Here is a 23,319-nt window from a genome sequence, read left to right on the forward strand (position 1 = left end):
GAGATCAGCACCGGCAAACTGTGGGGTATCGGCCTTGGTCCCGGCGATCCGGAATTGGTGACGGTGAAGGCCGCCCGGCTCATCGCCGAAGCCGATGTGGTCGCGTTCCACAGCGCCAAGCACGGGCGCAGCATCTCGCGCGCCATCGCGGCGCCGTACCTGCGCCCGGGGCAGATCGAGGAGCACCTCGTCTACCCGGTGACCGTGGAGACGACCGATCACCCCGGTGGGTATCAGGGGGCGATCGACGAGTTCTACGAGCAGGCGGCCGCGCGCCTGGCCACCCACCTGGCCGCGGGGCGCACCGTCGCGCTGCTCGCCGCCGGTGATCCGCTGTTCTACTCCTCCTATATGCACATGCACCGGCGACTGGCCGATCGATTCGACGCCGAGATCGTTCCCGGTATCACCTCGGTCAGTGCGGCATCGGCGGCGCTGGGCACTCCCCTCGTCGAGGGTGAGCAGGTGCTGACGGTGCTGCCCGGCACCATGCCCGTGGCAGAACTGACCGAGCGCCTGCGCGAGACGGACGCCGCCGCGATCATGAAGCTGGGGCGCACGTTTCCCGGTGTGCGCCAGGCGCTTTCGGATTCCGGTCGGCTACAGGACGCCTACTACGTCGAACGCGCGAGCAGCACGCGTCAGCGGGTACTCGCCGCGGCCGACGTCGACGAGGCGGACGTTCCGTACTTCTCCATCACCCTCGTCCCTGGTCCGACGCCGACCACAGCGATCCCCGTTCGCGATGCTTCCGGCCGGCAGCCCGCCACCGCGGCGGACCTGACAACCACCGCGCCTGACCGCACGGCATCTGTCGAGTCCCGGCCCGACCGCTCGATCACCGCGGCGGCCGAGCCGAACCGCACAGCCGCGGCCTCCGCGCCCAGTGGCCTCGTGACCGCACCGCGCGTCTCGCCGGAGGGATCAGCGGCTGTGCCGGGCGAAGTCGTTGTCATCGGTCTCGGTCCCGGCGACGCGGACTGGACGACGCCCCAGGTCAGCGCCGCATTGGCCGAGGCGACGGATCTCGTCGGCTACACCACCTACATCAATCGCGTCCCCGAGCAGGCGGGTCAGCGCAGGCACGCCAGCGACAACAAGGTCGAATCCGAACGGGCCGCGATGGCCCTCGATATGGCCAAGCGTGGTGCTCGCGTCGCCGTCGTATCCTCCGGCGATCCGGGCGTTTTCGCCATGGCGGCTGCCGTCCTCGAGGTGTCGGCCGAACCACAGTTCAAGGATGTCCCGGTGCGGGTGCTGCCGGGCCTGACCGCCGCCAACGCGGTGGCGAGCCGGGTCGGCGCGCCGCTGGGCCACGACTACGCGATGATCTCGTTGTCGGACCGGCTCAAACCGTGGGATGTTGTCGCACAACGTCTTTCGGCGGTCGCCGCGGCCGATATGGCTATCGCGATCTACAACCCGGCCTCCTCGCAACGACGCTGGCAGGTCGGCGCCATGCGCGAGGTACTGCTCGAACACCGCCCGCCACAGACGCCGGTGGTGCTGGGCCGCGATGTCGGCGGGCCGACCGAATCGGTCCGGGTGACCACCTTGGGCGAGCTGGATCCGGACGAGGTCGACATGCGCACACTGCTGATCATCGGATCCTCGACCACCACCACCTTCGACACGCCGGAAGGCACCCGCGTCTTCACCTCGCGCAGGTACGGGTCGGTGCCGAGCCGGTAGTCCGCGTCGGGACATCGGCAACCGCACGGTCGGCACCCCGCACGACCCGCGCCGAGCGGCTGCCGAATCGGCGCAGCAGGCACCCCCGGCGACCCGTGGGCGACCGAAAACCGCCGCGATCCTCGGCGACCCTCGCGGTCGGCGAGGCCCGGCGATCCGCACCTGCGGTGGCACACTGGTTCCGCGGGCCTGCCCGCGAGCACAACAGCGTGACAGCTCGTTTCCTGGTTCGATTCCCCAACGCGTCCCACGAGGACGATGAAAGGATTCACCACGATGAGTGTTCAGCACCACGCACAGCACACCCTCAGCACCCGATTACGGCGCGGTGTGACGGCCGGCCTGATAGCCGCCGCCATCGCGGTTCCCGTCGCCGGGATCCTGCCGGTCACCGCGTCGGCCCTGCCGCCCCTCCCCTCGGCGCCCTCGGTACCCGGGGTTCCCGAGCTGCCGGGCACACCCGAGCTGCCGGGCACACCGAAGCTGCCGGGCGCACCCGAGCTGCCGGCCGCGCCCGTCGCACCCAAGTTGCCCAGCGTGCCAGGGGCACCCCTCGCCGAGACCGCGAGCGCCATCACCGTGACGGTCAACGGCTTGGACGGCGAGCCCATCTCGGTCAGTGTCGACACCACAGCCACCGTGCAGGACCTGAAGGTTCTCATCAAGGAACAGACCGGCGTTCCGGTGGCTGATCAGCAGCTCATCACCGAGAGCGAGATCAAGCTCGAGGACTCCGCAACACTGGCGTCCTACGAACTCGCCGACGGTGACATCCTGAACCTCGCGTTGGCCTGAGCCTGACGGGTCGACCACCGCGGCGGTGGTGCTCAGCGCGCGAGCATCACCGCCGCACCCGGCCCGGCGAACTCGCCGCGACAGGCGGCACTATTGGCGAACCGCCCACCCAGGCGTAACGTTCCACTTAGGAATGTAGTTCGAAGGGAGTTGACCGTTGACCGACATCGCGACCCGACGCCGCCCACTGAACTCCACCGCGGCCTCGCTACTCGGGTTCCTGCACGAGGGTCCGAAGTCGGGCTGGGATCTAGCCACCCAGGCCCAGCAACGCATCGGCGACTTCTGGACCATCACGCAGAGCCAGGTCTATCGCGAACTGTCCACGATGGACGCCGCGGGCCTGGTGACCAAGGGCGAACGCGGCGCCAGGGAGCGCACGCCGTACCGGATCACCGATATCGGGCGCGAGGCCTTCGCGGAATGGATCGGGCGCGATCCGGGCGCGGAGACCATCCGGGTGCCGCTACTGCTCACGCTGTCCTTCGGCGAGCACCTGGATCCGGTTCATCGGGATCGAATCATCGCCGCCAACAAGAACATTCATCAGGATCGCCTCGACCGCTACCTCGACGAAGACGAGACCGCCCTGGCCCCCAACCAGCGGGCGACCCTGGAATTCGGCATCGCCTACGAGCGCGCGGTCCTGCACTGGTTCGACCAGCTGCCGACGATCTTCACACCGCCGACGCCACGCTGACTCCGGTTCGACCCACCCGCGGCCCGACCGAACGCGACCGGATTCAGCGCACCCGGTGCGACGCGGACTCGCGCAACCACTCGACAGCGTCGCCGACCTCGGCCACGGTGACCGCGCCCGCGGGCAGCGGTGGCCGGTCGACCATGATCACCGGCAGACCCGCGGTGCGGGCAGCGAAGATCTTCGCCTCGGTCTGCTCACCGCCGCTGTTCTTGGTGACCAGCACATCGATGCGATGGCGCGACATCAGCACGAGTTCTTCATCGAAAGTGAACGGCCCACGCGCCAGCAACAGCTTGGCACGCGGCGGCAGCGGGACCTCGGGAGCGTCGATGGAGCGGATCACGAAACCGTGCCCCGTGCAGCCGACGAACGCGCCGACGCCCTGGCGGCCGATGGTCAGCAGGACCTGTTCGTCGCGGTCGGTCAGGGCCGCGGCCGCCGACGCGAGATCGGGCACCCGGGTCCACAGGTCACCGCCCCGCTGCACCCACTCCGGGCGGCGCAGATGCAGCGCCGGGATGTCCAGCTCGGCCGCGGCGGTGGCCGCGTGCGCGCTCACCTTCGCGGCGAAGGGATGGGTCGCATCCACGACAGCGTCGATCGCGTTCTCGCGTAGCCAGGTTCGGAGGCCCTCGACGCCACCGAACCCACCCACGCGGACCGCACCGACCGGCAGCCGCGGATTGGCGACCCGACCGGCGAGGGAGGACACGATGTCGAGTCCGCGCTCGCCGGACGCTCTGCGCGCCAACTCCCTGGCCTCGCCGGTGCCACCGAGGATCAAAACTCTCAGGACAGCCCTCCGAAATCATCGGCACCGGCATCGCCATCGAACTTCGAGTACTTCATGTAACTCTCCATCATGGAAAACGCACCGGGGGGATTACCCGGAACGGCACCGACCATACCCCCGGGCCGAGGGTTCTACACGTTCGGTCCGAAACTTTTACGGCGCGCGGACCCTGCGACAACGGATTCATCGTGATCTGCGCGTGATCTGATCGTGATCGGGACTACGGGTCCGCGCTCCGTCGACCAGCGGGTTTTCGGACAATCCACTGGGCCACCGGCAAGTGCGGTCGCCAGGCTGTGAACCCGCCCAGCGGTTCACCTCGATAGATCTGAAATTTGCGCAGGGTTCCGCCGAACCCGGTAGACCAGTCGAGCAGCAGCGCTTCCGATTCCGCGGTGACCGCGTTGGCGACGAGGCGGCCACCGGGGCGCAGGCGTTGCCAGCACCGCTCGAACATCCCGTCCTGGGTGAGGCCGCCACCGAGAAATATGGCGTCGGGCGCCGGGATCGTTTCTTCGGCTAACTCTGAGCGCACCTCACCGCGGATCGTTATTCCCGGCACCCCGAGCGCGTCGATATTGGTCGCGATTTGCTCGCGGCGGGCGGGCAGTCGTTCGAATGTGACGGCCCGGCACAGCGGATGGGTGCGACACCATTCGATGGCGATACTGCCCGAGCCGCCGCCGATATCCCACAGCATTTCCCCCGGTGCGGGGGCGAGAGCAGTGACGGTGAGGGCGCGGACCTCGGCTTTGGTGAGCTGGCCGTCGCCGGTGAAGGCGGTGTCGGCCAGGCCGGGCAGGCGGGTGTCGCGGCGGGTGCCCGGGTCGGCACGACAGTCGATGGCGACGATGTTGAGTGGGTCGCCAGGCGGGTGCGGCCAAGTAGCGGCGGGGCCGGTGCGCAGGTGTTCGGTGGGGCCGCCGAGTTGTTCGAGGACGGTCAGTGTCGAGGCGCCGAACCCGTTGTCGCGCAGTAGTTCCGCGATCCGGCTCGGCGTTGTCTCGTCTTCGCTGAGGACGAGGATCCGACGACTTTCGGACAATTCGGGCAGCACGGTGGGCAATGGCCGGGCAACCACGCTCACCACCGGGGTTTCGGCCAGTGGCCAACCGAGCCGGGCACATGCCAGCGATGCCGAGGAGGGCTGCGGGAACACGCGCAGCGCCGCCGGGCCGAACCGGCGGGCCAGGGTGACGCCGATTCCGTAGAACATGGGATCACCGCTGGCGAGGACGCCGATGCGTCGACCGGCATTGCGCGCGAACAGCTCCGGTAGTGCGGGCAGCAGCGGCGTCGGCCACGGTACGCGTTCGATCTCGCTCGCCGGGAGCAGCGCCAGTTGACGTGCGGATCCGAACACGATGTCACAGTCACCGACGGCTCCGCGGACGTTGTCCCCCAGTCCGGACCAGCCGTCGGCTCCGATTCCGGCCACCACGATCTGGTGCCCGGTCCAGTCCGTACCGGCCGCTGACGCGCTGACCGCGGAATCACCGGTCCCCGACCCACCGGTCACGACCGGATCCGACGCCAGGCCGCTTCCCTCGGAAAGCCCATCGCCCGACGCGGTCACCGTGGCATCCGGCGCCAGACGGATTGCGGGAGCAGCCGCATCACGAAGAAGGCCAGGGCCAGTCGGCCGGGGACGGCGACTCGGGTGGCGCCCTTGCCGAGACTGCGGACGACCGCGTCGGCGACCTGGTCCGGCGTACTGGACATGGGGGCGGGGTCCATGCCGGTGGTCATGCGGCCGATCACGAAGCCCGAGCGAACCAGCAGCAGTTGCACGCCGGTACCGTGCAGGGCGTCGCCGAGGCCGCTGGCGAAGCCGTCCAGGCCCGCTTTGGCCGAACCGTAGACATAGTTCGCCCGGCGCACGCGCACGCCCGCGATCGAGCTGAAGACGACGATCTGGCCCGACTCCTGCGCACGCATCAGGGTCGCCAGGGTCGTGAGGACGCTGACCTGGGCGACAAAGTCGGTGTGCACGACGGCGACGGCGTGCGCCGGGTCGTGTTCGGCACGGTCCTGATCGCCGAGTACACCGAATGCGAGGACCGCGGTCGCGATGCCACCGTGCTCGGCGGCGAGCTTCTCCAGCAGCGGCGCGTGGGTGGCGATCTCGTCGGCGTCGAATTCCACGGTGTGCACGGCGGTCGCGCCTGCCGCGCGCACCTGTTCGATCTCGACGTCCAACGCGTCGGCCCGGCGGGCGGCCAGGATCACCACCCGCCCTGGTGCCAGCCTGCGCGCCACTTCCAGGCCGATCTCACTGCGCCCGCCCAGGACCAGCACCGGCCCATCGTTCTGCTGCATTCCCATAGCGCCAGTCTGTCATCCGGCCGGCGCGGCCGGATTCGGCCTGCCTGGGTTCCGGGCGCAGCCGAAACCCGCGCAAGTGAGCGCCGGTCGGCCCGACTACCGTTTCCGGCATGCCGACCGCCACCGCACAGCTCTCCCCCGCCGCCATCGGGTTCGTCACCGAGCGGCACCTGGCCACGCTCACCACGCTGCGCGCCGACGGCACCCCGCACGTGGTCGCGGTGGGATTCACCTGGGATCCCGAGAGCGGGATCGCCCGCGTGATCACCGATGGCGCGTCGGTGAAGGCGCGCAATGCCGCGCGCGGTGGCTACGCGGCGGTGAGCCAGGTCGACGGGGCGCGCTGGCTCACCCTCGAAGGGCCTGCGACAGTGCTCGACGACAGCGCCGACGTCGCGGCGGCCGTCCGCCGCTACACCGAGCGGTACCGGGTGCCCCGCGAGAATCCGACGCGGGTCGTCGTCGCGATCCAGGTGCGCCGAGTGCTCTCGTCGAGCACTCTCCAATAGTCCGCGCCGCCTACAACACCGTCAGGCCGTGCGGCCGGTTGTTCATCGACTCGACGCCGTCCTCGGTGACGACCACGATGTCCTCGATCCGCGCGCCCCATTCGCCGCGGAAGTAGATTCCCGGTTCGATGCTGAACGCCATGCCCGGTTCGAGCACCAGGTCGTTGCCCGCCACGATGTAGGGCTCCTCGTGCACCGACAGGCCGATGCCGTGCCCGGTGCGGTGGATGAAGGCGTCGCCGAGGCCCGCGTCGGCGAGCACAGCGCGGGCGGCGGCGTCGATGGACTCCGCGCTCACCCCCGGCCGCACCGCCGCGACCGCGGCGGCCTGGGCCGCCTCGAGGACTGCCATCCGCTCGACGATCTCCGGGCTGGGGGTACCGAGCACGTAGGTGCGGGTCGAGTCGGAGTAGTAGCCGGGTGCGACGGGGCCACCGATATCGATGACGACCACGTCGCCCGCTTCGATGACGCGATCGGACACCTCGTGGTGCGGGTCGGCACCGTGCGGGCCACTGCCGACGATGACGAACGCCGCCTCGGTATGGCCTTCCTCGACGATCGCGGCGGTGATATCGGCGCTCACCTCGGCCTCGGTGCGACCCGCCCGCAGGAATTCGCCCATCCGCGCGTGCACGCGATCGATGGCCGCGCCCGCTCGGCGCAGCGCGTCGATCTCGGCCTCGTCCTTGATCATTCGCGACTCGCGGAGCACCGGCGTCGCCGAGGCGGGCAGCCCGGTCGTCGACTCGGCGAGCGGGATCAGGTGCAGGGCGGGCATGGCGTCGGCGACCGCGATGCGGGAACCGGCGTGCAATATCGAGCGGACCAGCTGGTACGGATCGACGCCGTCGACCCAGTCGAGCACCTGCAGGCCGAGTTCGCCCGCCGCGGAATCACCGAGGGAAGCGAGCTCGAGTTTCGGGATGACCACCGACGGATTCGCTCCGTCGGCCGGGATCACCAGGCAGGTGAGCCTCTCGAAGGATTCCGCGGCCGAACCGATCAGGTAGCGCAAGTCGGGCCCTGGGGTGATCAGCAGGGCGTCCAGATGCGCCGCCCGCATCAACTCGACCGCCCGCTCCAGACGCTGACCGTAGACCTTCGCCGCGAACCTGGCATCCGTGTGCGCGCTCATAGAATCCGACGTTACCCGCCCCGAGGCGACCTCGGCCACCGACGCCCATCGGCACGGCCACGGCCACGGTGTCGGTGGTTCGGGGCACAATCACCGGGTGACCGCTGACGAGAGCACCCGTGGACCCCTGTTGATCCTCGATGGCGCCAGCCTCTGGTTCCGCGCCTATTACGCCATCCCCGACAAGCTCCGAGGCGCCGACGGTCGGTCGGTGAACGCGGTGCGCGGATTCACCGACATGGTGGCCTCGCTGGTCACCAAACATCGCCCGAGCAGGCTCGTCGTCGGGCTCGACCTCGATTGGCGGCCCCCGTTCCGGGTGGCGCTCGTGCCCTCGTACAAGGCGCACCGACTCGACACCAGCACCAGTGCGGCACCCGGCGCGGAGGAAGTGCCCGACACCCTCACCCCGCAGGTCGAGATGATCCTCGAGGTGCTGGCCGCGGCGGGCATCGCCACCGGCGGCGCCGAAGGCCTCGAGGCCGACGATGTGCTCGGCACCCTCGCGAGCAGAGAACGCACCGACCCGGTTGTCGTCGTCAGCGGTGACCGCGACCTACTGCAGTTGGTGCGCGACGAGCCGACTCCACCGGTTCGGGTGCTCTACGTCGGTCGCGGTCTGGCCAAGGCCGAACTGTTCGGCCCCGCGGAGCTCTCGGCGAAATACGGTGTGCCCGAACAGAATGCGGGACCGGCCTATGCCGATATGGCGACGCTGCGCGGCGACGCCTCCGACGGCCTGCCCGGGGTGGCGGGCATCGGCGACAAGTCCGCCGCCCAGCTGATCACGAAGTTCGGCTCGCTCGACGCCCTCATGGCCGCCGTCGCCGATCCGGGTTCCGATATCGCCAAGGGTGTGCGCGCGAAACTCGGTGCCGCGCAGGACTATCTGAAGGTCGCCGCACCGGTCGTGCGGGTAGTCCGCGACGCCGATATCATCTTGTCGCGTCCGGATGTCCTGCCCGCCACGCCGGCCGACCCCGACCGGCTGCTCGCGTTGGCCGCCGCGTACAACGCGGAGAGTCCGATCACCCGCCTGGTCACCGCGCTGACCGCGGCACACGCGGGCTGACCCGGCCGCGCCCGGTTCGCGGCAGGGCCACCGCCGACCGGGTGTGCGACACCGGAAACGACACCGGGCCGCCCGCGTATATCGCGAGCGGCCCGGAAAACGTAGCGCGAGCGCCTAGTTGGGGCGGCCGACCTCGTAGGTGCCGTCTTCCTTGGTGATCTTGACGGTGACCTTCTTCGCCTCGCCGCTGACCTTCAGGTCGCAGGTGAAGGTCGCGTCGACCTTTACTGCTTGGCCTGCGGGGCAGCTGACATCGGAGACGTCGGCGATGCCGTAGGAGTCCTTCAGCACGCGCGAGACACCGTCCTGCACGGCCGCGTTGTCGAGTTCGTCGGAGGAGAGCACGACCAGGAGCAGACCGATGACCGCGGCGACCACGAGCACGCCCGCGGCGATGAGCCCGATGATCAGACCCTTGCTCTTGCCGCCGGAGGACTGCTGCGGCTGCTGGCCCCACTGCTGCTGCGGCGCGGGCTGCTGCCCCCACTGCTGCTGCGGCGCGGACTGCTGGCCCCACTGCTGCTGCGACGCGCCGGCGGCCTGGTTGTTCCAGTCCTGCGGAGGCGGCTGGGTCTGGCCCCACTGCTGCTGCGGTCCGGTCGGTTGCTGCGGCGGCACGCCACCCTGCTGCGGTTGCTGACCCCACGGCTGCTGCGGCTGCTGGGGCTGCTGCCCCCACTGCTGCTGCGGCTGCTGGTTCGGGTCACCCCACTGCTGGGTGGGCTGGGCGCCCTGTTGCGGCGGCTGCTGCGCGCCACCCCAGTGCTGGGTGGGACCGGCGCCACCGGCCCCCTGCTGACCCCCCCAGTGCTGGGTGGGATCGTTATTCCCCTCCCCGGGGTTGTTCGGTCCGTAAGGGCCGCTCATCCACTCGCCTCCACTCGCATCATTAATCCATACGGTAGCCCCCCGCGCCGGGCCTGCCGCATTCGCACGACATCCGCCTCACGGTCGGTACGCGAAGAAATCAAATCACAGACGCTCCGACTACGCGGCGTCCACCGCGACGACACCCCGCCGTACGGCACGCACCGCCTTGGCCGCGGTGGACGCGATCTCGGGGTCGTCGGCGGTGTTGTGGATCTGGTCGAGCAGATCGATCACCTGCCTGCACCATCGCACGAAATCGCCCGCCGACATCGTGGTGCCCTGGTCGCCACTGGCCAGCAACGCCTCGGCCAACGCGTCACCGCGCGCCCATTTGTGCACCCCGGTGACGAATCCCAGATCGGGTTCGCGCGTGGGCGGAAGTTTGTGCCGCGCCTCGTCGGAGCGCAGGTCCGACCACACTTCGATGGTGGCCGCGACCGCCCGGCGGATCGGGTCGGTCGGGCCCGCCGGTGTCAGCAGGCCGGATTCCTGGCGCGATTCGTAGACCAGCGTCGATACCACCGCGGCGAGCTCGGCCGGGCCGAGTCCGCGCCACAGACCCTGACGCAAGGCCTCGGCGACCACGAGATCGCTCTCGGCGTAGATCCTGGCCAGCCGCCTGCCGTCGGCGGTCACCTCACCGTGGGCGACGAATCCGCGTTCCTCGAGCAGCCCGACGATCCGGTCGAAGGTGCGCGCCAGCGAATTCGTGGTCGCGGCAACCTTCTGGCGCATCGTCTCGGTCTCGCGGGCGAGGCGCGAATACCGCTCGCCGGTGCGGCTCAGTTGCTCCCGATCGGGACGATCGTGCGCGGGATGGGAACGCAGACTGCGTCGCAGCGTCGAGAGTTGACGATCTTCGCCGCCGCGAACACGATCGTTGCGCTTACTCCGGCGCGGAGCCGAGATCCCGGTGCCGCGCAACGCCGAGGCCAAGTCGCGGCGGATGCGCGCGGTCCGGTGATCGACCCGGCGCGGCAGATCCATGCGCCCGAGTGCTTCGGCGGGCTCTGGGAAATCGGCCGCGGACACCCGACCTGCCCAGTGGTCCTCGGTCAGCACCAGCGGACGCGGGTCGCCGGGCGTCTGGTCGGGTTCGAGAATCACCGCGAGCCCGGAACGTTTACCCACCGGGATGGATACCACGTCGCCCCGACGCAAGCCGATCAGCGCGTTCACCGCGGCGCCGCGCCGGTCGGCCCGGCCCTGCTGCTGGATATCGCGCTCACGCTGCTTGATCCGGTCGCGCAGCGACAGGTACTCCATGAAATCGCCGTCGACGCCACCGAGCTGGCTCTCCAGCTTGCGCAGCGCGCCCTCGTTGCGTTCGATGCCACGGACGAGACCGACGACCGACCGGTCGGCCTGGAACTGGGCGAACGACCTTTCGAGCAGCGTTCTGGCCTCCTGGGCGCCCATCCTGTCGATCAGGTTGATCGACATGTTGTAGCCGGGCCGGAACGAACTGCGCAGCGGGTAGGTGCGGGTGGAGGCCAGGCCGGCCACCGCACTGGTGTCGACCTCAGGCTGCCACAGCACCACTGCGTGGCCTTCGACGTCGATGCCGCGCCTGCCCGCACGACCGGTGAGCTGGGTGTATTCGCCAGGAGTCAGCTCGGCGTGGGTTTCACCGTTGAACTTCACCAGGCGCTCGAGAACCACCGTGCGGGCGGGCATATTGATGCCGAGTGCCAGGGTTTCGGTGGCGAACACCGCGCGCACCAGACCCTTGACGAACAGGTCCTCGACGGTGTGCCGGAACGCGGGCAGCATGCCGGCGTGATGGGAGGCCAGGCCGCGGTGCAGCGCCTCGCGCCACTCCCAGTAGCCGAGCACCTCCAGATCACCCTTGGGCAGGTCGCCGGTGTGCTTCTCGATGATCTCGTCGATCTGCTCGGCCTCGCCGGGACGACTCAGATCGAGGCGGGCGCGCAGGCACTGGGCCAGCGCGCCGTCGCAGCCCGCGCGGCTGAAGATGAACGTGATCGCGGGCAGCAGGTCTTCCTCGTCGAGGCGCGCGAGCACGTCGGGTCGCGGCAGCGGCCGGAAGTTGCCACCGCGACCGCCGCGACCGCGCGGACCGCCGTAGCCGTGCATCCGTTCGGCGCTCTCCCGCTGGCGGATGAACCGGACGAGGTCTTCGTCGACCACGACCTTGCGATCGCTGGACTTGGTGTCGAACAGGTCGAACATCCGCCGCCCGACCATCACGTGCTGCCACAGCGGCACCGGTCTTGTCTCGTCTACCACCACCGCGGTGTCGCCGCGCACGGTTTCCATCCACGCGCCGAACTCCTCGGCGTTGGACACCGTCGCCGACAGGCTCACCAGGCGCACATCCGGTGGCAGGTGCAGGATCACTTCCTCCCACACCGCGCCGCGGAATCGGTCGGCCAGGTAGTGCACCTCGTCCATCACGACGTAGGACAGGCCGTGCAGCGAGTCCGAGGACGCGTAGAGCATGTTGCGCAGCACCTCGGTGGTCATCACGACCACCGGCGCGGCGGGGTTGATCGACTGGTCACCGGTGAGCAGGCCGACACTGTCGCGCCCGTAGCGGGCGGTGAGATCGGCGAACTTCTGATTCGACAGCGCCTTGATCGGTGTGGTGTAGAAGCACTTTCCGCCCGAGGCCAGCGCCATGTGCACGGCGAACTCACCGACGATCGTCTTGCCCGCACCGGTAGGGGCGCACACGAGCACGCTGTGCCCGTCTTCCAACGCCGCGCACGCGGTGCTCTGGAAGGGGTCCAGATCGAAGGAGATTTCACCGGCGAATTTCGCCAGTTCGCTGGGCAGCCCCGGAGTGTCGGTCACCCCTCAGAGCGTATCGGAGTAGTCCGACACCGGGCGCGCGGTTTTCTCCGGGTCACGCACCGGATCGGCGGACGCCACCGGTTCGGGGGTCTGCAGCGGTGAAGCCTGTTCGTCGTCGAGGGTGCCCCAGCCCTCCTTCGCCTCCCGGCGGGCCTTGCGAGCATCGCTGAACCGCGAGAACTGGACCGCGAGCTCGAACAGCACGGTCAGCGCGATCGCGAGCGCGAGCATGGAGAACGGGTCCTGTGGGGTGACGATCGCGGCGAAGACGAACAGGCCGAAGATCATCCCGCGCCGCCACGCCTTGAGCTTGGCGTAGGGCAGTACCCCGACCAGGTTCAGCCCGATGATGATCAACGGGGTCTCGAAGCTGACGCCGAAGATGATCAGCAACTGGATGATGAAACCGAAGTACTGGTTACCGCTCAACGCGGTGATCTGGACGTTGTCGCCGATGGTCATCAGGAACGACAACGCGTGCGACACCACCACATAGGCCAGCACAGCGCCCGTCACGAACAGCACCGAGCCCGTCACCACGAAACCGACCGCGAGCTTGCGTTCCTTCGCGTACAGCCCCGGGGTGATGAACGCCCACAGCTGATACAGCCAGAACGGCGTCGCGATCACCACGCCTGCGGTGAACCCGACCTTCAACCGGAGCATGAACTGGTCGAACGGTCCGGTGGCGAGGAGCCGGCAGGCGCCGTCGGGAGTCAGGGTGGCCCGCGCCGATTCGGGCAGCGCGCAGTAGGGGCCGCGCAAGATCTCGCCGAGGCTCTCCAGCCCGAAGAGGGTGTGCGCGTACCAGAAGAAGCCGATCAGCGTGGTCACCGCGATCGCGGCCAGTGCCAGCAACAGCCGGGTGCGCAATTCCTGCAGGTGCTCGACCAACGACATGGTGCCGTCGGGATTCGTCCTGCGCTTGGTGCGCCGGGGATCGAACGGGATGCGCATGGTGGGTGGTGGCCTCTAACCCTCGGTTCGGCGGATGCTCGACTACACAGCACTTCGCCCCGGAGCGGTCACTACCGCCCCGGGGTGATGGCCGAGGTCAGAGGGTTTTGTGGCCCTGCTGCGGTTCGACGATCGGGGTCTGTGCCTGCGTCGCGGACGCGGACAACTGCTGCTGCGGCGCGGGGGTGGCCGTGGTGGCCTGCGGTGCGTCGGAAGTCGTCGACTCCGCCTGCATCTGCCCGACCTCGCTCTTGAAGATGCGCAGCGAGCGGCCGAGGCCGCGTGCCGCGTCGGGAAGCCGCTTCGCGCCGAAGAGCAGAACGAACAGCAACGCGATGATCAGCAGGTGCGTCCAGCTGAACGTGCCCATTATCAGATACCTCCAAAGACTGTGGTGATTACCGATGCTACCTGGGTTCGGACGGCGATGACCGCCCAGCCGCAGCGGTGTTCGCCACGCGTTCAATCCGCGACAGCGGCCGCCGCCCCGGTCAGGTCGGCGAACAACCGGCTTCCGGTGAATCGCACGGTGTCGCCGGACTCGGCGATCCTGATCAGCTCCGTCAGCCGCCGGTTGACCGGCGTCGGGTGCCCCACCATCTCGCCCAGGCGCACGATTTCCCCACACAACCACGCGATTTCGGTGCGTCGGCCGAGCGCGAGGTCATCGGCCATCGACGAGCGGGCCAACGGATCGATGGCGAGCACACGGCCGAACACCCGCCGGAAGACAGCGTCGGGAACACGCAGCAAATGCACCATCAACTCGGGCGGCACGGGGGTGAGCTGCGCGGGGCGAATTCGCGCAGTGTTCATCACGGCGAGGGCTTCGGCCTGGGTCAGCGCGAGGCAGCGGCGGTAGTCGCGCTCGGCGAGCTCCTCGCGCAGCGGCCTGCCCGACAGCGCGTTGATCGGATTGTTCAGATTGAGCAGGAGCTTGGCCCATTGCACCGGACGCAGGTCGCGGTAGCGGCGCAACGGCAGCCCGGCCGCGCGGAACTTGTCGGCGAACCGTTCGACCACCGGATCGTCCTGGATGGCGAGAACGCCGTCACTGCCACGATGGAAGCTGCCGTGGCCACGATGCACCACGTTGAACGGCACCATCCCCGCCATCACGACGCAGGTGGGCAGGATCTCCCGGATCAGGGTGTCGTTGCCGATGCCGTTTTGCAAGCTCACCACGGGGGTGCCCGGGCGTAATCGACCCGCGACGGGTCGGACCGCGGCGGCGGTGTCGGCGGATTTCACGGTCACCAGGACAAGGTCGGCCAGTTCCGGTTCGTCCGGTGCCAACGCCAGCCCGAATCGGTCGGGTGATACTTCGATCGAGCCACCGTCGAGGTCGGTCAGGTGCAGGCCGTGATCGGCGATATCGTCGAGCACCCGCTGACGGCCGACGAAGATCACTTCCAGGCCTGCCGCGGCCAGGTGACCGCCGATGAAGACCCCGACGCTGCCCGCACCGAGGATCAGGACTCGCTGGTTCACGCCGGTTCAGTCTCCTCGAGCAGTCCGGCGGCCGCGTAGGCCGCCAGGGCGGCGGCGGCGCGATCGCGCACCGCCGCCACGAGTTCCGATGGCCCGAGCACGCTGACGCCGGTGCCGAAGCCGAGTAGCAGGCGGGCCATCCAGTCGGCCGAGGCGAACCGCATTCCCGCCTCGATGCTGCCGTCGGGCCGGGACTCGATGCGGTGCATGGGGTATTGGTCGAGCACCCACGCGTAGTCGGCGCGGATCCGTAGCCGGGCCAGCGGCACGTCGGGGTCGTCCTGGAACAGGTCGAGTGCGGCCGCGTCGGCGGCGGCGTGGCTCGGCGGGTGGGCTGGTTCGTCGAGTTCGATGGCGTCTTCGATCCGGTCGAATCGGAACAGGCGAACGCCTTCGGCTTGCCTGCACCAGGCCTGCAGGTAGCTGTTGTTGTCGACCAGCACGACACGAATCGGGTCGACGACGCGTTCGGACACCTCGTCACGGCTGGCCGAGTAATAGACCAGGCGCAGTGCCCGCGCGTCGGCGAGCGCGGCGCGCACGGTCGCGACCACCGGCTTCTCGACGGGGACCTCGACCGGTTTGCCGGTGACGACCGCATCGGTGCTGGCGATCGCCGATTCGATCTTGGCGATGGCGGCGTGCGCGGCGGTCGGGTCGACCATCCCCGGCATTTCCACGATAGAGCGCAGGGCCACCAGCAGTGCGGTGGCCTCGGTGGAGGTCAGCCGCAGCGGCCGTTCGATGCCGGCCGAGAAGGTGACCTCGATGCTCTCCTCGGAGAACGACAGGTCGATCAGATCGCCGGGACCGTAGCCAGGCAACCCGCACATCCACAGCTGGTTGAGGTCGCTCATCAGCTGTTTGGTGGTGACACCCAGTTCGGCGGCGGCCTCGGCCGCGCTGATACCCGGGTGCGCGAGCAGGTACGGCACCATGTTCAGCAGGCGCGAAAGGCGTAGCGACAGACGCGAACTCACGACGTGACCTCCGTGTGGTCGAGTACCGACCGTAGCCGGTTCATCACGTCGGCGCGCAGTTCCGGTGGTTCGAGCACGAGGACATCGGGCCCGAGGCCGGTGATCAGCCGGGCCACCCAGTCCTTGGATCGGACCGGCACCTCTAACACCGAGCCGGGGCGACCGCCGAGATCTCGGGTGTCGACTTCGGTGCCGATGCGGCGCAATTCGCGTCCACGGCCCTTGGCGACCCACACGGTGGCCGACCCGGTGACGGGAGCATCGCCGGTGACCCGGTCGACGATCGCGCGCAGGTCGGTGTGCGCGGGCTTGTGCACCGTGTCGACCGGACCGTACGGCCGCACCTGACCACCGATCCGCGACAACCGGAACGTGCGAACGGCATCACGTTCGCGGTCGTGCCCGACGAGATACCAGCGCCCGTGCCGGGTCACCACACCCCACGGTTCGACATCGCGGGTCACGAACGGATCGGTGACGGCACTGTGGTGGCCGAACCGCACCGCCTGACCCGCGTCGATCGCCGCAAGGAGTTCCCGCAGCACCGGTTCCGACCCGCGGGTGCGTGCGGGCACCGCGGGCACCGACACCCCGACGTTGTCGGTCTCGACGGTGACCCCGGCCGCGCGCAGCTTCAGCAGCGCGCCCTCGGCCGCGCCCGCCAATTCCGGTGAGGCCCACATCTGCACCGCGACGGCGACCGCCGCGGCTTCCTCGCTCGACAGGTCGATATCGGGCAGCTCGTAGGCGTCGCGGTTGATCCGGTACCCCTCGAGTGTCGAGAACCGTCCCACCGGACCGACTTCCAGGGGAATGCCCAGATCGCGCAATTCGTTCTTGTCGCGCTCGAACATCCGGCTGAACGCCTCGTCGGTCGCGGAGTCCTCGTAACCGGCCACGCTGGCGCGAATACGTTCCGCACTCAGGAACTGCCTGGTCGACAGCAGCGCGATGACCAGATTCATCAGCCGCTCGACCTTGGATATCGCCACCCGATAGAGGGTAATGGTCGCGTCCACTCCCCCGCGCGTCGGCGCACAGTTGGGCAGTCGCCCACCGACCATGAGACCCACCCACCGAAAGGACCACGATGCTCGTCGCCTTCTCCGTAGCTCCCAGCGGTTCCGCCCACCACGACGGCTCGGTTGGCGAAGCGGTCGCCGCGATCAGCGCCAGGTGCCGCAGACAGTTCAGAGCAGGCAGCGGGCGATGGAGTCGGCTACACAGGCCGGGCGGTCGGCGTTTTCCAGTTCGACGATGACATGGCGATGGATCTGGACGCCGCCGGGGACTTCGGTGACCTCGGTGAGCGTGAGGTGGGCGCGAATGCGGCTGTCGACGGGGACCGGGGTGAGGAAGCGAACTCGGTCGAGGCCGTAGTTGATGCCTGCCTTCGCGGCGCTGACGGTCATGATCTGCTGGGTCATGGGCACGATCAGCGACAGGGTGAGGAAGCCGTGGGCGATGGTGGTGCCATAGGGGCCCGCGGCGGCGCGTTCGGCGTCGACGTGGATCCACTGGTGGTCGTCGGTGGCCTCGGCGAACAGGTCGATGCGGCGCTGGTCGACGGTGACCCAGTCGCTGGGGCCGAGTTCGGTTCCGACCGCGGCGCGCACGGCGTCGAAATCTGCGAAATCCGTGGTCATGCCGATCCTCCGAAACGTTGGCGCAGTTCGCGTTTGAGAACTTTGTGGGTGGGGCCCAGCGGCAGCTCGGTGACGAACTCGACCCGGCGCGGGTACTTGTACTTCGCGACCGCCAGCTTGGCGAAGTCGATCACTTCCTGCTCGGTCAACGCACCGTCGGGCACGACGACCGCCACGATCTCCTCACCGTAATGCGCGTCGGGCACGCCGATCACCGCGACCTGCGCGATATTCGGGTGGCGCAGCAGGGCCGCCTCGACCTCGGTCGGATAGACGTTGAAGCCGCCGCGCAGGATCATCTCCTTGATCCGGTCGACGATGCGCACCCGGCCGGTCTTGTCGCGGGTACCGAGGTCGCCGGTCCGGAACCAGCCGTCGACCACGGCGGCGGCCGTCGCCTCCGGCCTGCCGGTGTAGCCGCTGAACACGTTGTGCCCACGCACCACCACCTCCCCGACCTCGCCGATGGGCAGCATCGCGATGCGATCGGTGATCGCGGGATCGGCGATCTCCACGTCGACTCCCCACACCGGATGTCCCACGGTGCCTGCTTCGGAGCCGAAGCACGGCTGGTTCACCGCGGCGGTCGGTGAGGTCTCCGACAGGCCGTATCCCTCGAGCACCGGTGCGCGGAAGATCCGCTCGAATTCCTCGAGCACGGCGACGGGCAGTGCGGCGCCACCGCTGATGCACAATTTCAGCTCCGGCAATTCCGGTGCCGAAGCCGCCGCCTCGATCAGCGACAGGTACATGGTGGGCACACCGTGGAACAGGTTGACCCGCTCGGCGGCCATCAGTGAAACTGCCGCGGCCGCATCGAATCTCGGCATCAGCACCAGGGTGCCGCCGACCCGCCACTGCGAATTCATCGACACCGTCTGCCCGAACACGTGGAACAGCGGCAGCGCGCCGAGGGCGATGTCGTCTCGGTGGATCTCGTTGGCGTCGAAGGTGTTCACCGTCGCGCACATCACCATATTGAGATGGCTGAGTTCGGCGCCCTTGGGTGTACCGGTGGTGCCGCTGGTGTAGAAAACGACGGCGGTGTCGAGGGGGCCACGCGAGACGAAGTTCGAGATCGCCTCGCCGACAAGCTCTTCGGGCACCACGGCATCGATGCCCGCACTACTCGCAGCTTCGGTACCCGTTGCCGCGACCATCGGATGACAGATCAGTCAGCGAGGCACCGCTGTCGCGCAGCACGTACGCCATTTCCGGCGCGGTGAGCAGCAGGTGTACGGGCACCACGGTCGCGCCCGCGGCCAGGATGGCGAAGTAGGCGCGGGGGAAGTCGGCGGTGTTCGGGCACAGCAGCCCGACCCGATCACCGGGTTTCACACCACGCGCGATCAGGGCACCCGCTTGTTCGCGGGCCTGGCGCCACAGCTCGACGAAGGTGATGCGGGTATCGCCTTCGATCAGCGCGAGGTGATCGGGCCTGCGGCGGGCGGGTTCGGCGAGAATGCTCGCCAGGGAGAGAGTGGCGTTCACGGTGTTCACAGGCCCATGTCCTTGGCGATGATCATCTTCATTACCTCACTGGTGCCGCCGTAGATCCGGTTGACCCGGTTGTCGGCGTACAGGCGAGCCACCGGGTACTCGTTGATGTAGCCGTAGCCGCCGTGCAACTGCAGGCAGCGGTCGATCACCCGCGAGGCCACCTCGGAGCAGAACAGTTTGGCCGAGGCCGCGTCGGCGGCGGTGAGCTCGTCGCGGTCGAGGGCCTCCAGCGCCCGGTCGACGACCGCTTCGGCCGCGTCGACCTCGGCCCGACAGGCCGCGAGTTCGAACTTGGTGTTCTGGAACTGCGCGACAGGCTGACCGAAAACGCTGCGGCCCCTGGTGTATTCGAGGGTGAACCGGATCGCCGCCTTGGCCTGGGCGTAGGCACCGAGCGCGATCGAGAGCCGTTCCTGCGGCAGATTCTGGCCGAGGTAACCGAAACCCTTGTTCGCCTCGCCCAGCAGGTCCGAGACCGGAACCCGCACGTCGGTGAAGGACAGCTCGGCGGTGTCGGACACCTTCAGACCCAGCTTGTCCAGCTTGCGCCCCACCGCGTATCCCGGCGACTTCGTGTCGACGACGAGCAGCGAGATCCCGTGGCGGCGATCGGTGTCCGGCGCCGGGGCGGTCCGCGCGCACACGATCACCCGGTCGGCATGCACGCCACCGGTGATGAAGGTCTTGGCGCCGTTGAGCACATAGTGTGTTCCATCATCGGAAAGCTGTGCGGTGGTCCGCATTCCGGCGAGGTCGGAGCCGGTACCGGGCTCGGTCATGGCGATCGCGAACATGATCTCGCCCGTGACGAACCCCGGTAGCCAGCGCTGCTTCTGCTCTTCGGTCGCGAGGCTCTTCAGATACGGCAGACACAGGCCGACGTGCACGCCCGAACCACCGAAAGACACACCGGCGCGGGTGGTTTCCTCCAGCAGGATCGCCTGGAATTTGAACGATTCGAGGCCGGCGCCACCGTATTCCTCTGGCACCTCGATTCCGAACACACCGAGGTCGGCCAGCCGGCCGTAGAATTCGCGCGGCGCGATGCCTGCCTCGTACCACTGGTCGTAGACCGGCGAGACCTGCGATTCGATGAACGCGCGCACGGTCTTGCGGAACGCCTCGTGCTCGTCGTTGAAAACTGTTCTCTGCATGACGTTCTCCGAAATCTAGAGACGGCGTCCGCCGTCGACATACACGGTCTGTCCGGTGACGAATCCGGCATCGTCGGAGGCGAGAAACGCGACAACGTTCGCGATATCGGCAGGCACACCGACCCGTCGCAGCGGGGTGATCTCGGCAGTCTTCGCCTGCAGGTCCTCGGCGCTCACGCCCATCCGCGCCGCGGTGGCCGCGGTCATCTCGGTGGCGATGAAGCCGGGGGCGACGGCGTTGACGCGAATCCCGAACGGGCCGAGTTCCATGGCCAGCGTGCGGGTCAGGCCCTGGATGCCGGCTTTGGCCGCCGCGTAGTTGGCCTGGCCGCGGTTGCCCAGCGCCGAGACGCTCGAGGTGTTGACGATGGCGCCGCCACCGTTGTCCACCATGTGCTTCTGCGCGGCCTTGCTGCACAGGAACGCACCGCGCAGGTGCACCGCCATGACGGTGTCCCAGTCGTCGACCGACATCTTGAACAGCAGGTTGTCGCGCAGCACACCCGCGTTGTTCACGAGCACGTCGAGCGAGCCGAGCTCGGCCACGGTGCGCGCCACCGCGTCGTTCACCTGCGCCTCGTCGGCGACATCGCAGCCGAGGCCGATCGCGGTGCCGCCCGCCGCGTTGATCTTCCCGGCGGCCAGGACGGCGGCGTCGGCGTCGAGATCGACGACCGCCAGGGTGAAGCCGGCTTCGGCCAAGCGGGCCGCGGTCGCCGCGCCGATGCCGCGGGCCGCACCGGTGACGAAGGCAGTTCTGTGGGTCATGGGTCGTACTCCTGTGTCAGACAATGGCGTTCACGCCGGTGAGCGCGCGCCCGATGAGCAGTTTCTGGATCTGGGTGGTGCCCTCGTAGAGAGTCAGGACGCGGGCGTCGCGCAGATACTTGGCGACCGGGTATTCGTCGATGTAGCCGTAGCCGCCGAACACCTGGATCGCGTTGTTGGCGGCGGAGACCGCGGCTTCGGAGGCGAACAGCTTCGCCATCGACGCGGCGGTACCGAAGGGTTCACCGCGGTCGGCGAGATCGGCAGCGCGCCAAGCTAGTAGGCGGGCGGCATCGGTCTCGACGGCGATATCGGAGAGCAACTCCTGAACCAGCTGGTACCCGGCGATCGGCTTGCCGAACTGTGCACGTTCGCCCGCGTAGCGGACCGCTGACTCCAGGCAAGCGCGGGCCACCCCGACACACCCGGCCGCGACGCCGATGCGGCCCTTGTCGAGCGCGGACATCGCGATCCGGAAGCCCTGGCCCTGCTCGCCGAGACGCAGAGAGTCGGGCACGCGAACCCCGTCGAGGACGAGTTCGGCGGTGGCCTGGCCGCGCAGGCCGAGCTTGCCCTTGATCTCGGTTCGGCCGAAACCCGGTGCGTCCGTGGGCACTACGAACGCGGTGACACCCTTGGGCCCCGGTCCGCCGGTCCGCGCGAACACCAGCGCGTGATCGGCCCAGGTGCCGTTGGTGATGAAGATCTTGGTGCCGGAGATGACCCAATCCGACCCGTCGCGGGTGGCGCGGGTGTCCAGGTTCGCGGCATCGGAGCCGGTGCCGGGCTCGGTCAGCGCGAAACAACCGAGCAGCGAACCGGCACAGATTCCCGGCAGGAACCGCAGCTTCTGCTCCTCGGTGCCGTACGCGGCGATCGACTTGCCGAACAGGCCGAGCGAGACCGACACGATGCCGCGCACCGCGCTGTCACCGCGCCCGAGCTCCTCGAGCAGCAGGCAGTAGTCGACGGTGTCGCCGCCGGAGCCGCCGTATTCCTCGGTGATCCCGATGCCGAGGAAGCCCAGCGCCCCGAGCTTGCCGACGATCGCCGGGTCAACCGATTCGTCGCGATCCCACTGGGCGGCATACGGCACGACTTCCCTGTCCACCCACGTGCGGGCGAGTTCGCACAGGTCGGACTGCGCGGGGGTGAGCTGGAAATCCACGGAATCACTCCTGAACCAAACGGTGTTAGGTTTACATGCGAACCGTAGCCTAACGGCGTTCGGTTAATCAAGAGTCATTTTCGGCATCGGTGATACCGTTCGATTCCCCACGAGAGAGATGGAGTGCCGCATGGCGAGGCCGCGCGTACCGCTGTTGAGCCGCGAGCGAATTCGCGACGCCGCGCTGGTCCTGATCGACCGCGACGGGCTCGCCGAGGTCTCCATGCGCAAGCTGGGCGCCGAACTCGGCGTGCAGGCCGCCTCGCTCTACGGCCATTACCCGAACAAGGACGACCTGTTCGACGACATCGCCACCGGCATCATGAGCCTCGTCGACACCTCGGCCTTCGACGCCGTGAGCTGGGATCGAGCACTCGCGGACTGGGCGCGCAGCTATCGCACAGCACTGGCCACCCACCCGAATTTCGTGCCGTACCTGGCAACGGGCCCGGGCCGCCGCGCCGAGAATCTACGCGCCGCCGACGCCGTCCACGGCGGTCTGGTCGGCGCGGGCTGGCCACCGCGTTACGCCACCATGATCGGCGCGGCCACCCGCTACCTGGTCATGGGTTCGACAGTGGGCTCCTTCGCCGGAGGCTTCGCCGACGATGTGCAGGTCTACCGCGACCGGTACCCGCACCTGAATCAGGCGCATCTCCTGCGCGCGATCGCCGACGAAATCGATGACGACAGTTTCGAATTGGCGCTCACCGCGTTCATCGCCGGCCTGACCGCCACCTACGCAACGGTCGCCACCACCGACTGACACCGAAACGTACACCCGAGATCCGCCATGACCGCATTACCAGCCACACCGTTCACCCCAAATCCGCAATGACCGCACTACCAACCCCGCACCCGCGACCCCTGGGGAGCGGCGGCCACGAAGTGGCCGGTCCGCGGCCGGGTCGCCGGTTAGCGCTCGAAAGCGCTGAGCCGAA

General features: G+C 68.6%; 23 protein-coding genes. 6 read left to right on the forward strand and 17 right to left on the reverse strand.

Features of this window, described 5'->3' with window-relative positions; all coding sequences use genetic code 11:
• The first annotated feature begins 3 nt into the window (after positions 1–3).
• From cobJ to ACFWO8_RS18115, 3 genes are all read left to right on the forward strand, one after another.
• Entirely contained in the window at positions 4–1,692 is a 1,689-nt protein-coding gene (cobJ, locus tag ACFWO8_RS18105) for a precorrin-3B C(17)-methyltransferase (RefSeq protein ID WP_378952054.1), read from the forward strand.
• A 276-nt stretch (positions 1,693–1,968) separates the two neighbouring features.
• Positions 1,969–2,487 carry a ubiquitin-like protein gene (locus tag ACFWO8_RS18110; protein ID WP_378951952.1) on the forward strand — a complete coding sequence of 173 codons (519 nt, stop codon included), beginning with the start codon at positions 1,969–1,971 and terminating at the stop codon, positions 2,485–2,487.
• A 157-nt stretch (positions 2,488–2,644) separates the two neighbouring features.
• Positions 2,645–3,187, forward strand: a complete 543-nt coding sequence (locus ACFWO8_RS18115; protein ID WP_378951955.1) for a PadR family transcriptional regulator — start codon at positions 2,645–2,647, stop codon at positions 3,185–3,187.
• 43 nt (positions 3,188–3,230) lie between these two features.
• On the opposite strand, the gene ACFWO8_RS18120 is transcribed toward ACFWO8_RS18115, so the two are convergent.
• The 3 genes from ACFWO8_RS18120 to ACFWO8_RS18130 form a co-directional block, all read right to left on the reverse strand.
• Positions 3,231–3,983 carry a cobalt-precorrin-6A reductase gene (locus ACFWO8_RS18120; protein WP_378952057.1) on the reverse strand — a complete coding sequence of 251 codons (753 nt, stop codon included), beginning with the start codon at positions 3,981–3,983 and terminating at the stop codon, positions 3,231–3,233.
• A gap of 220 nt (positions 3,984–4,203) precedes the next feature.
• The gene (gene cbiE, locus ACFWO8_RS18125; protein ID WP_378952060.1) at positions 4,204–5,427 is read right to left on the reverse strand and encodes a precorrin-6y C5,15-methyltransferase (decarboxylating) subunit CbiE; all 1,224 of its coding nucleotides are present in this window, start codon (positions 5,425–5,427) and stop codon (positions 4,204–4,206) included.
• Positions 5,428–5,555: 128 nt separating this feature from the next.
• Positions 5,556–6,308 (reverse strand): SDR family NAD(P)-dependent oxidoreductase, encoded by a 753-nt coding sequence (locus tag ACFWO8_RS18130; protein ID WP_378951958.1) that lies wholly within the window; start codon positions 6,306–6,308, stop codon positions 5,556–5,558.
• A 110-nt stretch (positions 6,309–6,418) separates the two neighbouring features.
• On the opposite strand from ACFWO8_RS18130, the gene ACFWO8_RS18135 reads away from it, so the two are divergent.
• Positions 6,419–6,817 (forward strand): TIGR03618 family F420-dependent PPOX class oxidoreductase, encoded by a 399-nt coding sequence (locus tag ACFWO8_RS18135; protein ID WP_378951961.1) that lies wholly within the window; start codon positions 6,419–6,421, stop codon positions 6,815–6,817.
• A 10-nt stretch (positions 6,818–6,827) separates the two neighbouring features.
• Here ACFWO8_RS18135 and ACFWO8_RS18140 read toward each other — a convergent pair whose 3' ends face one another.
• Positions 6,828–7,955: a M24 family metallopeptidase gene (locus ACFWO8_RS18140; protein ID WP_378951964.1), complete on the reverse strand. Its 1,128-nt coding sequence runs from the start codon at positions 7,953–7,955 to the stop codon at positions 6,828–6,830.
• 97 nt (positions 7,956–8,052) lie between these two features.
• On the opposite strand from ACFWO8_RS18140, the gene ACFWO8_RS18145 reads away from it, so the two are divergent.
• Positions 8,053–9,027 (forward strand): 5'-3' exonuclease H3TH domain-containing protein, encoded by a 975-nt coding sequence (locus tag ACFWO8_RS18145; RefSeq protein WP_378952063.1) that lies wholly within the window; start codon positions 8,053–8,055, stop codon positions 9,025–9,027.
• A gap of 114 nt (positions 9,028–9,141) precedes the next feature.
• On the opposite strand, the gene ACFWO8_RS18150 is transcribed toward ACFWO8_RS18145, so the two are convergent.
• The 13 genes from ACFWO8_RS18150 to ACFWO8_RS18210 all read right to left on the reverse strand — a co-directional run bounded on the left by ACFWO8_RS18150 (position 9,142) and on the right by ACFWO8_RS18210 (position 22,378).
• Complete coding sequence (locus ACFWO8_RS18150; protein WP_378951967.1) at positions 9,142–9,894, reverse strand: DUF4333 domain-containing protein; 753 nt, start codon at positions 9,892–9,894, stop codon at positions 9,142–9,144.
• Positions 9,895–10,014: 120 nt separating this feature from the next.
• A complete protein-coding gene (locus ACFWO8_RS18155) occupies positions 10,015–12,714 on the reverse strand; it encodes a DEAD/DEAH box helicase (protein WP_378951970.1) in 2,700 nt (899 codons plus the stop codon).
• Positions 12,715–12,717: 3 nt separating this feature from the next.
• Entirely contained in the window at positions 12,718–13,671 is a 954-nt protein-coding gene (gene tatC / locus ACFWO8_RS18160; protein ID WP_378951973.1) for a twin-arginine translocase subunit TatC, read from the reverse strand.
• A 97-nt stretch (positions 13,672–13,768) separates the two neighbouring features.
• Positions 13,769–14,041, reverse strand: a complete 273-nt coding sequence (tatA, locus tag ACFWO8_RS18165; protein WP_378951976.1) for a Sec-independent protein translocase subunit TatA — start codon at positions 14,039–14,041, stop codon at positions 13,769–13,771.
• Positions 14,042–14,133: 92 nt separating this feature from the next.
• Positions 14,134–15,162, reverse strand: coding sequence for a 2-dehydropantoate 2-reductase (locus ACFWO8_RS18170; RefSeq protein ID WP_378951979.1), 1,029 nt, complete (start codon positions 15,160–15,162; stop codon positions 14,134–14,136).
• The gene (locus ACFWO8_RS18175; RefSeq protein WP_378951982.1) at positions 15,159–16,142 is read right to left on the reverse strand and encodes a helix-turn-helix transcriptional regulator; all 984 of its coding nucleotides are present in this window, start codon (positions 16,140–16,142) and stop codon (positions 15,159–15,161) included. The genes ACFWO8_RS18170 and ACFWO8_RS18175 overlap by 4 nt, the downstream gene beginning before the upstream one ends.
• Positions 16,139–17,134 (reverse strand): helix-turn-helix transcriptional regulator, encoded by a 996-nt coding sequence (locus ACFWO8_RS18180; RefSeq protein WP_378951985.1) that lies wholly within the window; start codon positions 17,132–17,134, stop codon positions 16,139–16,141. The genes ACFWO8_RS18175 and ACFWO8_RS18180 overlap by 4 nt, the downstream gene beginning before the upstream one ends.
• Before the next feature lie 198 nt (positions 17,135–17,332).
• Positions 17,333–17,788 carry a MaoC family dehydratase gene (locus tag ACFWO8_RS18185; protein ID WP_378951989.1) on the reverse strand — a complete coding sequence of 152 codons (456 nt, stop codon included), beginning with the start codon at positions 17,786–17,788 and terminating at the stop codon, positions 17,333–17,335.
• Entirely contained in the window at positions 17,785–18,948 is a 1,164-nt protein-coding gene (locus ACFWO8_RS18190) for an AMP-binding protein (protein WP_378951992.1), read from the reverse strand. Before ACFWO8_RS18190 ends, ACFWO8_RS18185 begins: the two co-directional genes overlap by 4 nt.
• Complete coding sequence (locus tag ACFWO8_RS18195; RefSeq protein WP_378951995.1) at positions 18,914–19,288, reverse strand: AMP-binding protein; 375 nt, start codon at positions 19,286–19,288, stop codon at positions 18,914–18,916. The genes ACFWO8_RS18190 and ACFWO8_RS18195 overlap by 35 nt, the downstream gene beginning before the upstream one ends.
• Positions 19,285–20,442 (reverse strand): acyl-CoA dehydrogenase family protein, encoded by a 1,158-nt coding sequence (locus ACFWO8_RS18200; protein ID WP_378951998.1) that lies wholly within the window; start codon positions 20,440–20,442, stop codon positions 19,285–19,287. The genes ACFWO8_RS18195 and ACFWO8_RS18200 overlap by 4 nt, the downstream gene beginning before the upstream one ends.
• Positions 20,443–20,457: 15 nt before the next feature.
• Positions 20,458–21,210, reverse strand: coding sequence for a 3-oxoacyl-ACP reductase FabG (gene fabG / locus ACFWO8_RS18205; RefSeq protein ID WP_378952001.1), 753 nt, complete (start codon positions 21,208–21,210; stop codon positions 20,458–20,460).
• A 16-nt stretch (positions 21,211–21,226) separates the two neighbouring features.
• Positions 21,227–22,378 (reverse strand): acyl-CoA dehydrogenase family protein, encoded by a 1,152-nt coding sequence (locus ACFWO8_RS18210; protein WP_378952004.1) that lies wholly within the window; start codon positions 22,376–22,378, stop codon positions 21,227–21,229.
• A 130-nt stretch (positions 22,379–22,508) separates the two neighbouring features.
• Here ACFWO8_RS18210 and ACFWO8_RS18215 point away from each other — a divergent pair, with 130 nt between their 5' ends.
• The gene (locus ACFWO8_RS18215; protein WP_378952008.1) at positions 22,509–23,144 is read left to right on the forward strand and encodes a TetR/AcrR family transcriptional regulator; all 636 of its coding nucleotides are present in this window, start codon (positions 22,509–22,511) and stop codon (positions 23,142–23,144) included.
• Positions 23,145–23,319: the final 175 nt, after the last annotated feature.

The organism is Nocardia sp. NPDC058480 (assembly GCF_042720495.1).
Lineage (GTDB): Bacteria > Actinomycetota > Actinomycetes > Mycobacteriales > Mycobacteriaceae > Nocardia.

What these genes read in the sequence shown, in the direction of transcription:
- ACFWO8_RS18185 (WP_378951989.1), bottom strand. Translation starts at nt 17,788, where the DNA reads ATGACCACGGATTTCGCAGATTTCGACGCCGTGCGCGCCGCGGTCGGA.
- ACFWO8_RS18150 (WP_378951967.1), bottom strand. Translation starts at nt 9,894, where the DNA reads ATGAGCGGCCCTTACGGACCGAACAACCCCGGGGAGGGGAATAACGAT.
- tatC (WP_378951973.1), bottom strand. Translation starts at nt 13,671, where the DNA reads ATGCGCATCCCGTTCGATCCCCGGCGCACCAAGCGCAGGACGAATCCC.
- ACFWO8_RS18200 (WP_378951998.1), bottom strand. Translation starts at nt 20,442, where the DNA reads ATGCAGAGAACAGTTTTCAACGACGAGCACGAGGCGTTCCGCAAGACC.
- ACFWO8_RS18130 (WP_378951958.1), bottom strand. Translation starts at nt 6,308, where the DNA reads ATGGGAATGCAGCAGAACGATGGGCCGGTGCTGGTCCTGGGCGGGCGC.
- tatA (WP_378951976.1), bottom strand. Translation starts at nt 14,041, where the DNA reads ATGGGCACGTTCAGCTGGACGCACCTGCTGATCATCGCGTTGCTGTTC.
- ACFWO8_RS18215 (WP_378952008.1), top strand. Translation starts at nt 22,509, where the DNA reads ATGGCGAGGCCGCGCGTACCGCTGTTGAGCCGCGAGCGAATTCGCGAC.
- ACFWO8_RS18135 (WP_378951961.1), top strand. Translation starts at nt 6,419, where the DNA reads ATGCCGACCGCCACCGCACAGCTCTCCCCCGCCGCCATCGGGTTCGTC.
- ACFWO8_RS18190 (WP_378951992.1), bottom strand. Translation starts at nt 18,948, where the DNA reads ATGGTCGCGGCAACGGGTACCGAAGCTGCGAGTAGTGCGGGCATCGAT.
- fabG (WP_378952001.1), bottom strand. Translation starts at nt 21,210, where the DNA reads ATGACCCACAGAACTGCCTTCGTCACCGGTGCGGCCCGCGGCATCGGC.
- ACFWO8_RS18140 (WP_378951964.1), bottom strand. Translation starts at nt 7,955, where the DNA reads ATGAGCGCGCACACGGATGCCAGGTTCGCGGCGAAGGTCTACGGTCAG.
- ACFWO8_RS18110 (WP_378951952.1), top strand. Translation starts at nt 1,969, where the DNA reads ATGAGTGTTCAGCACCACGCACAGCACACCCTCAGCACCCGATTACGG.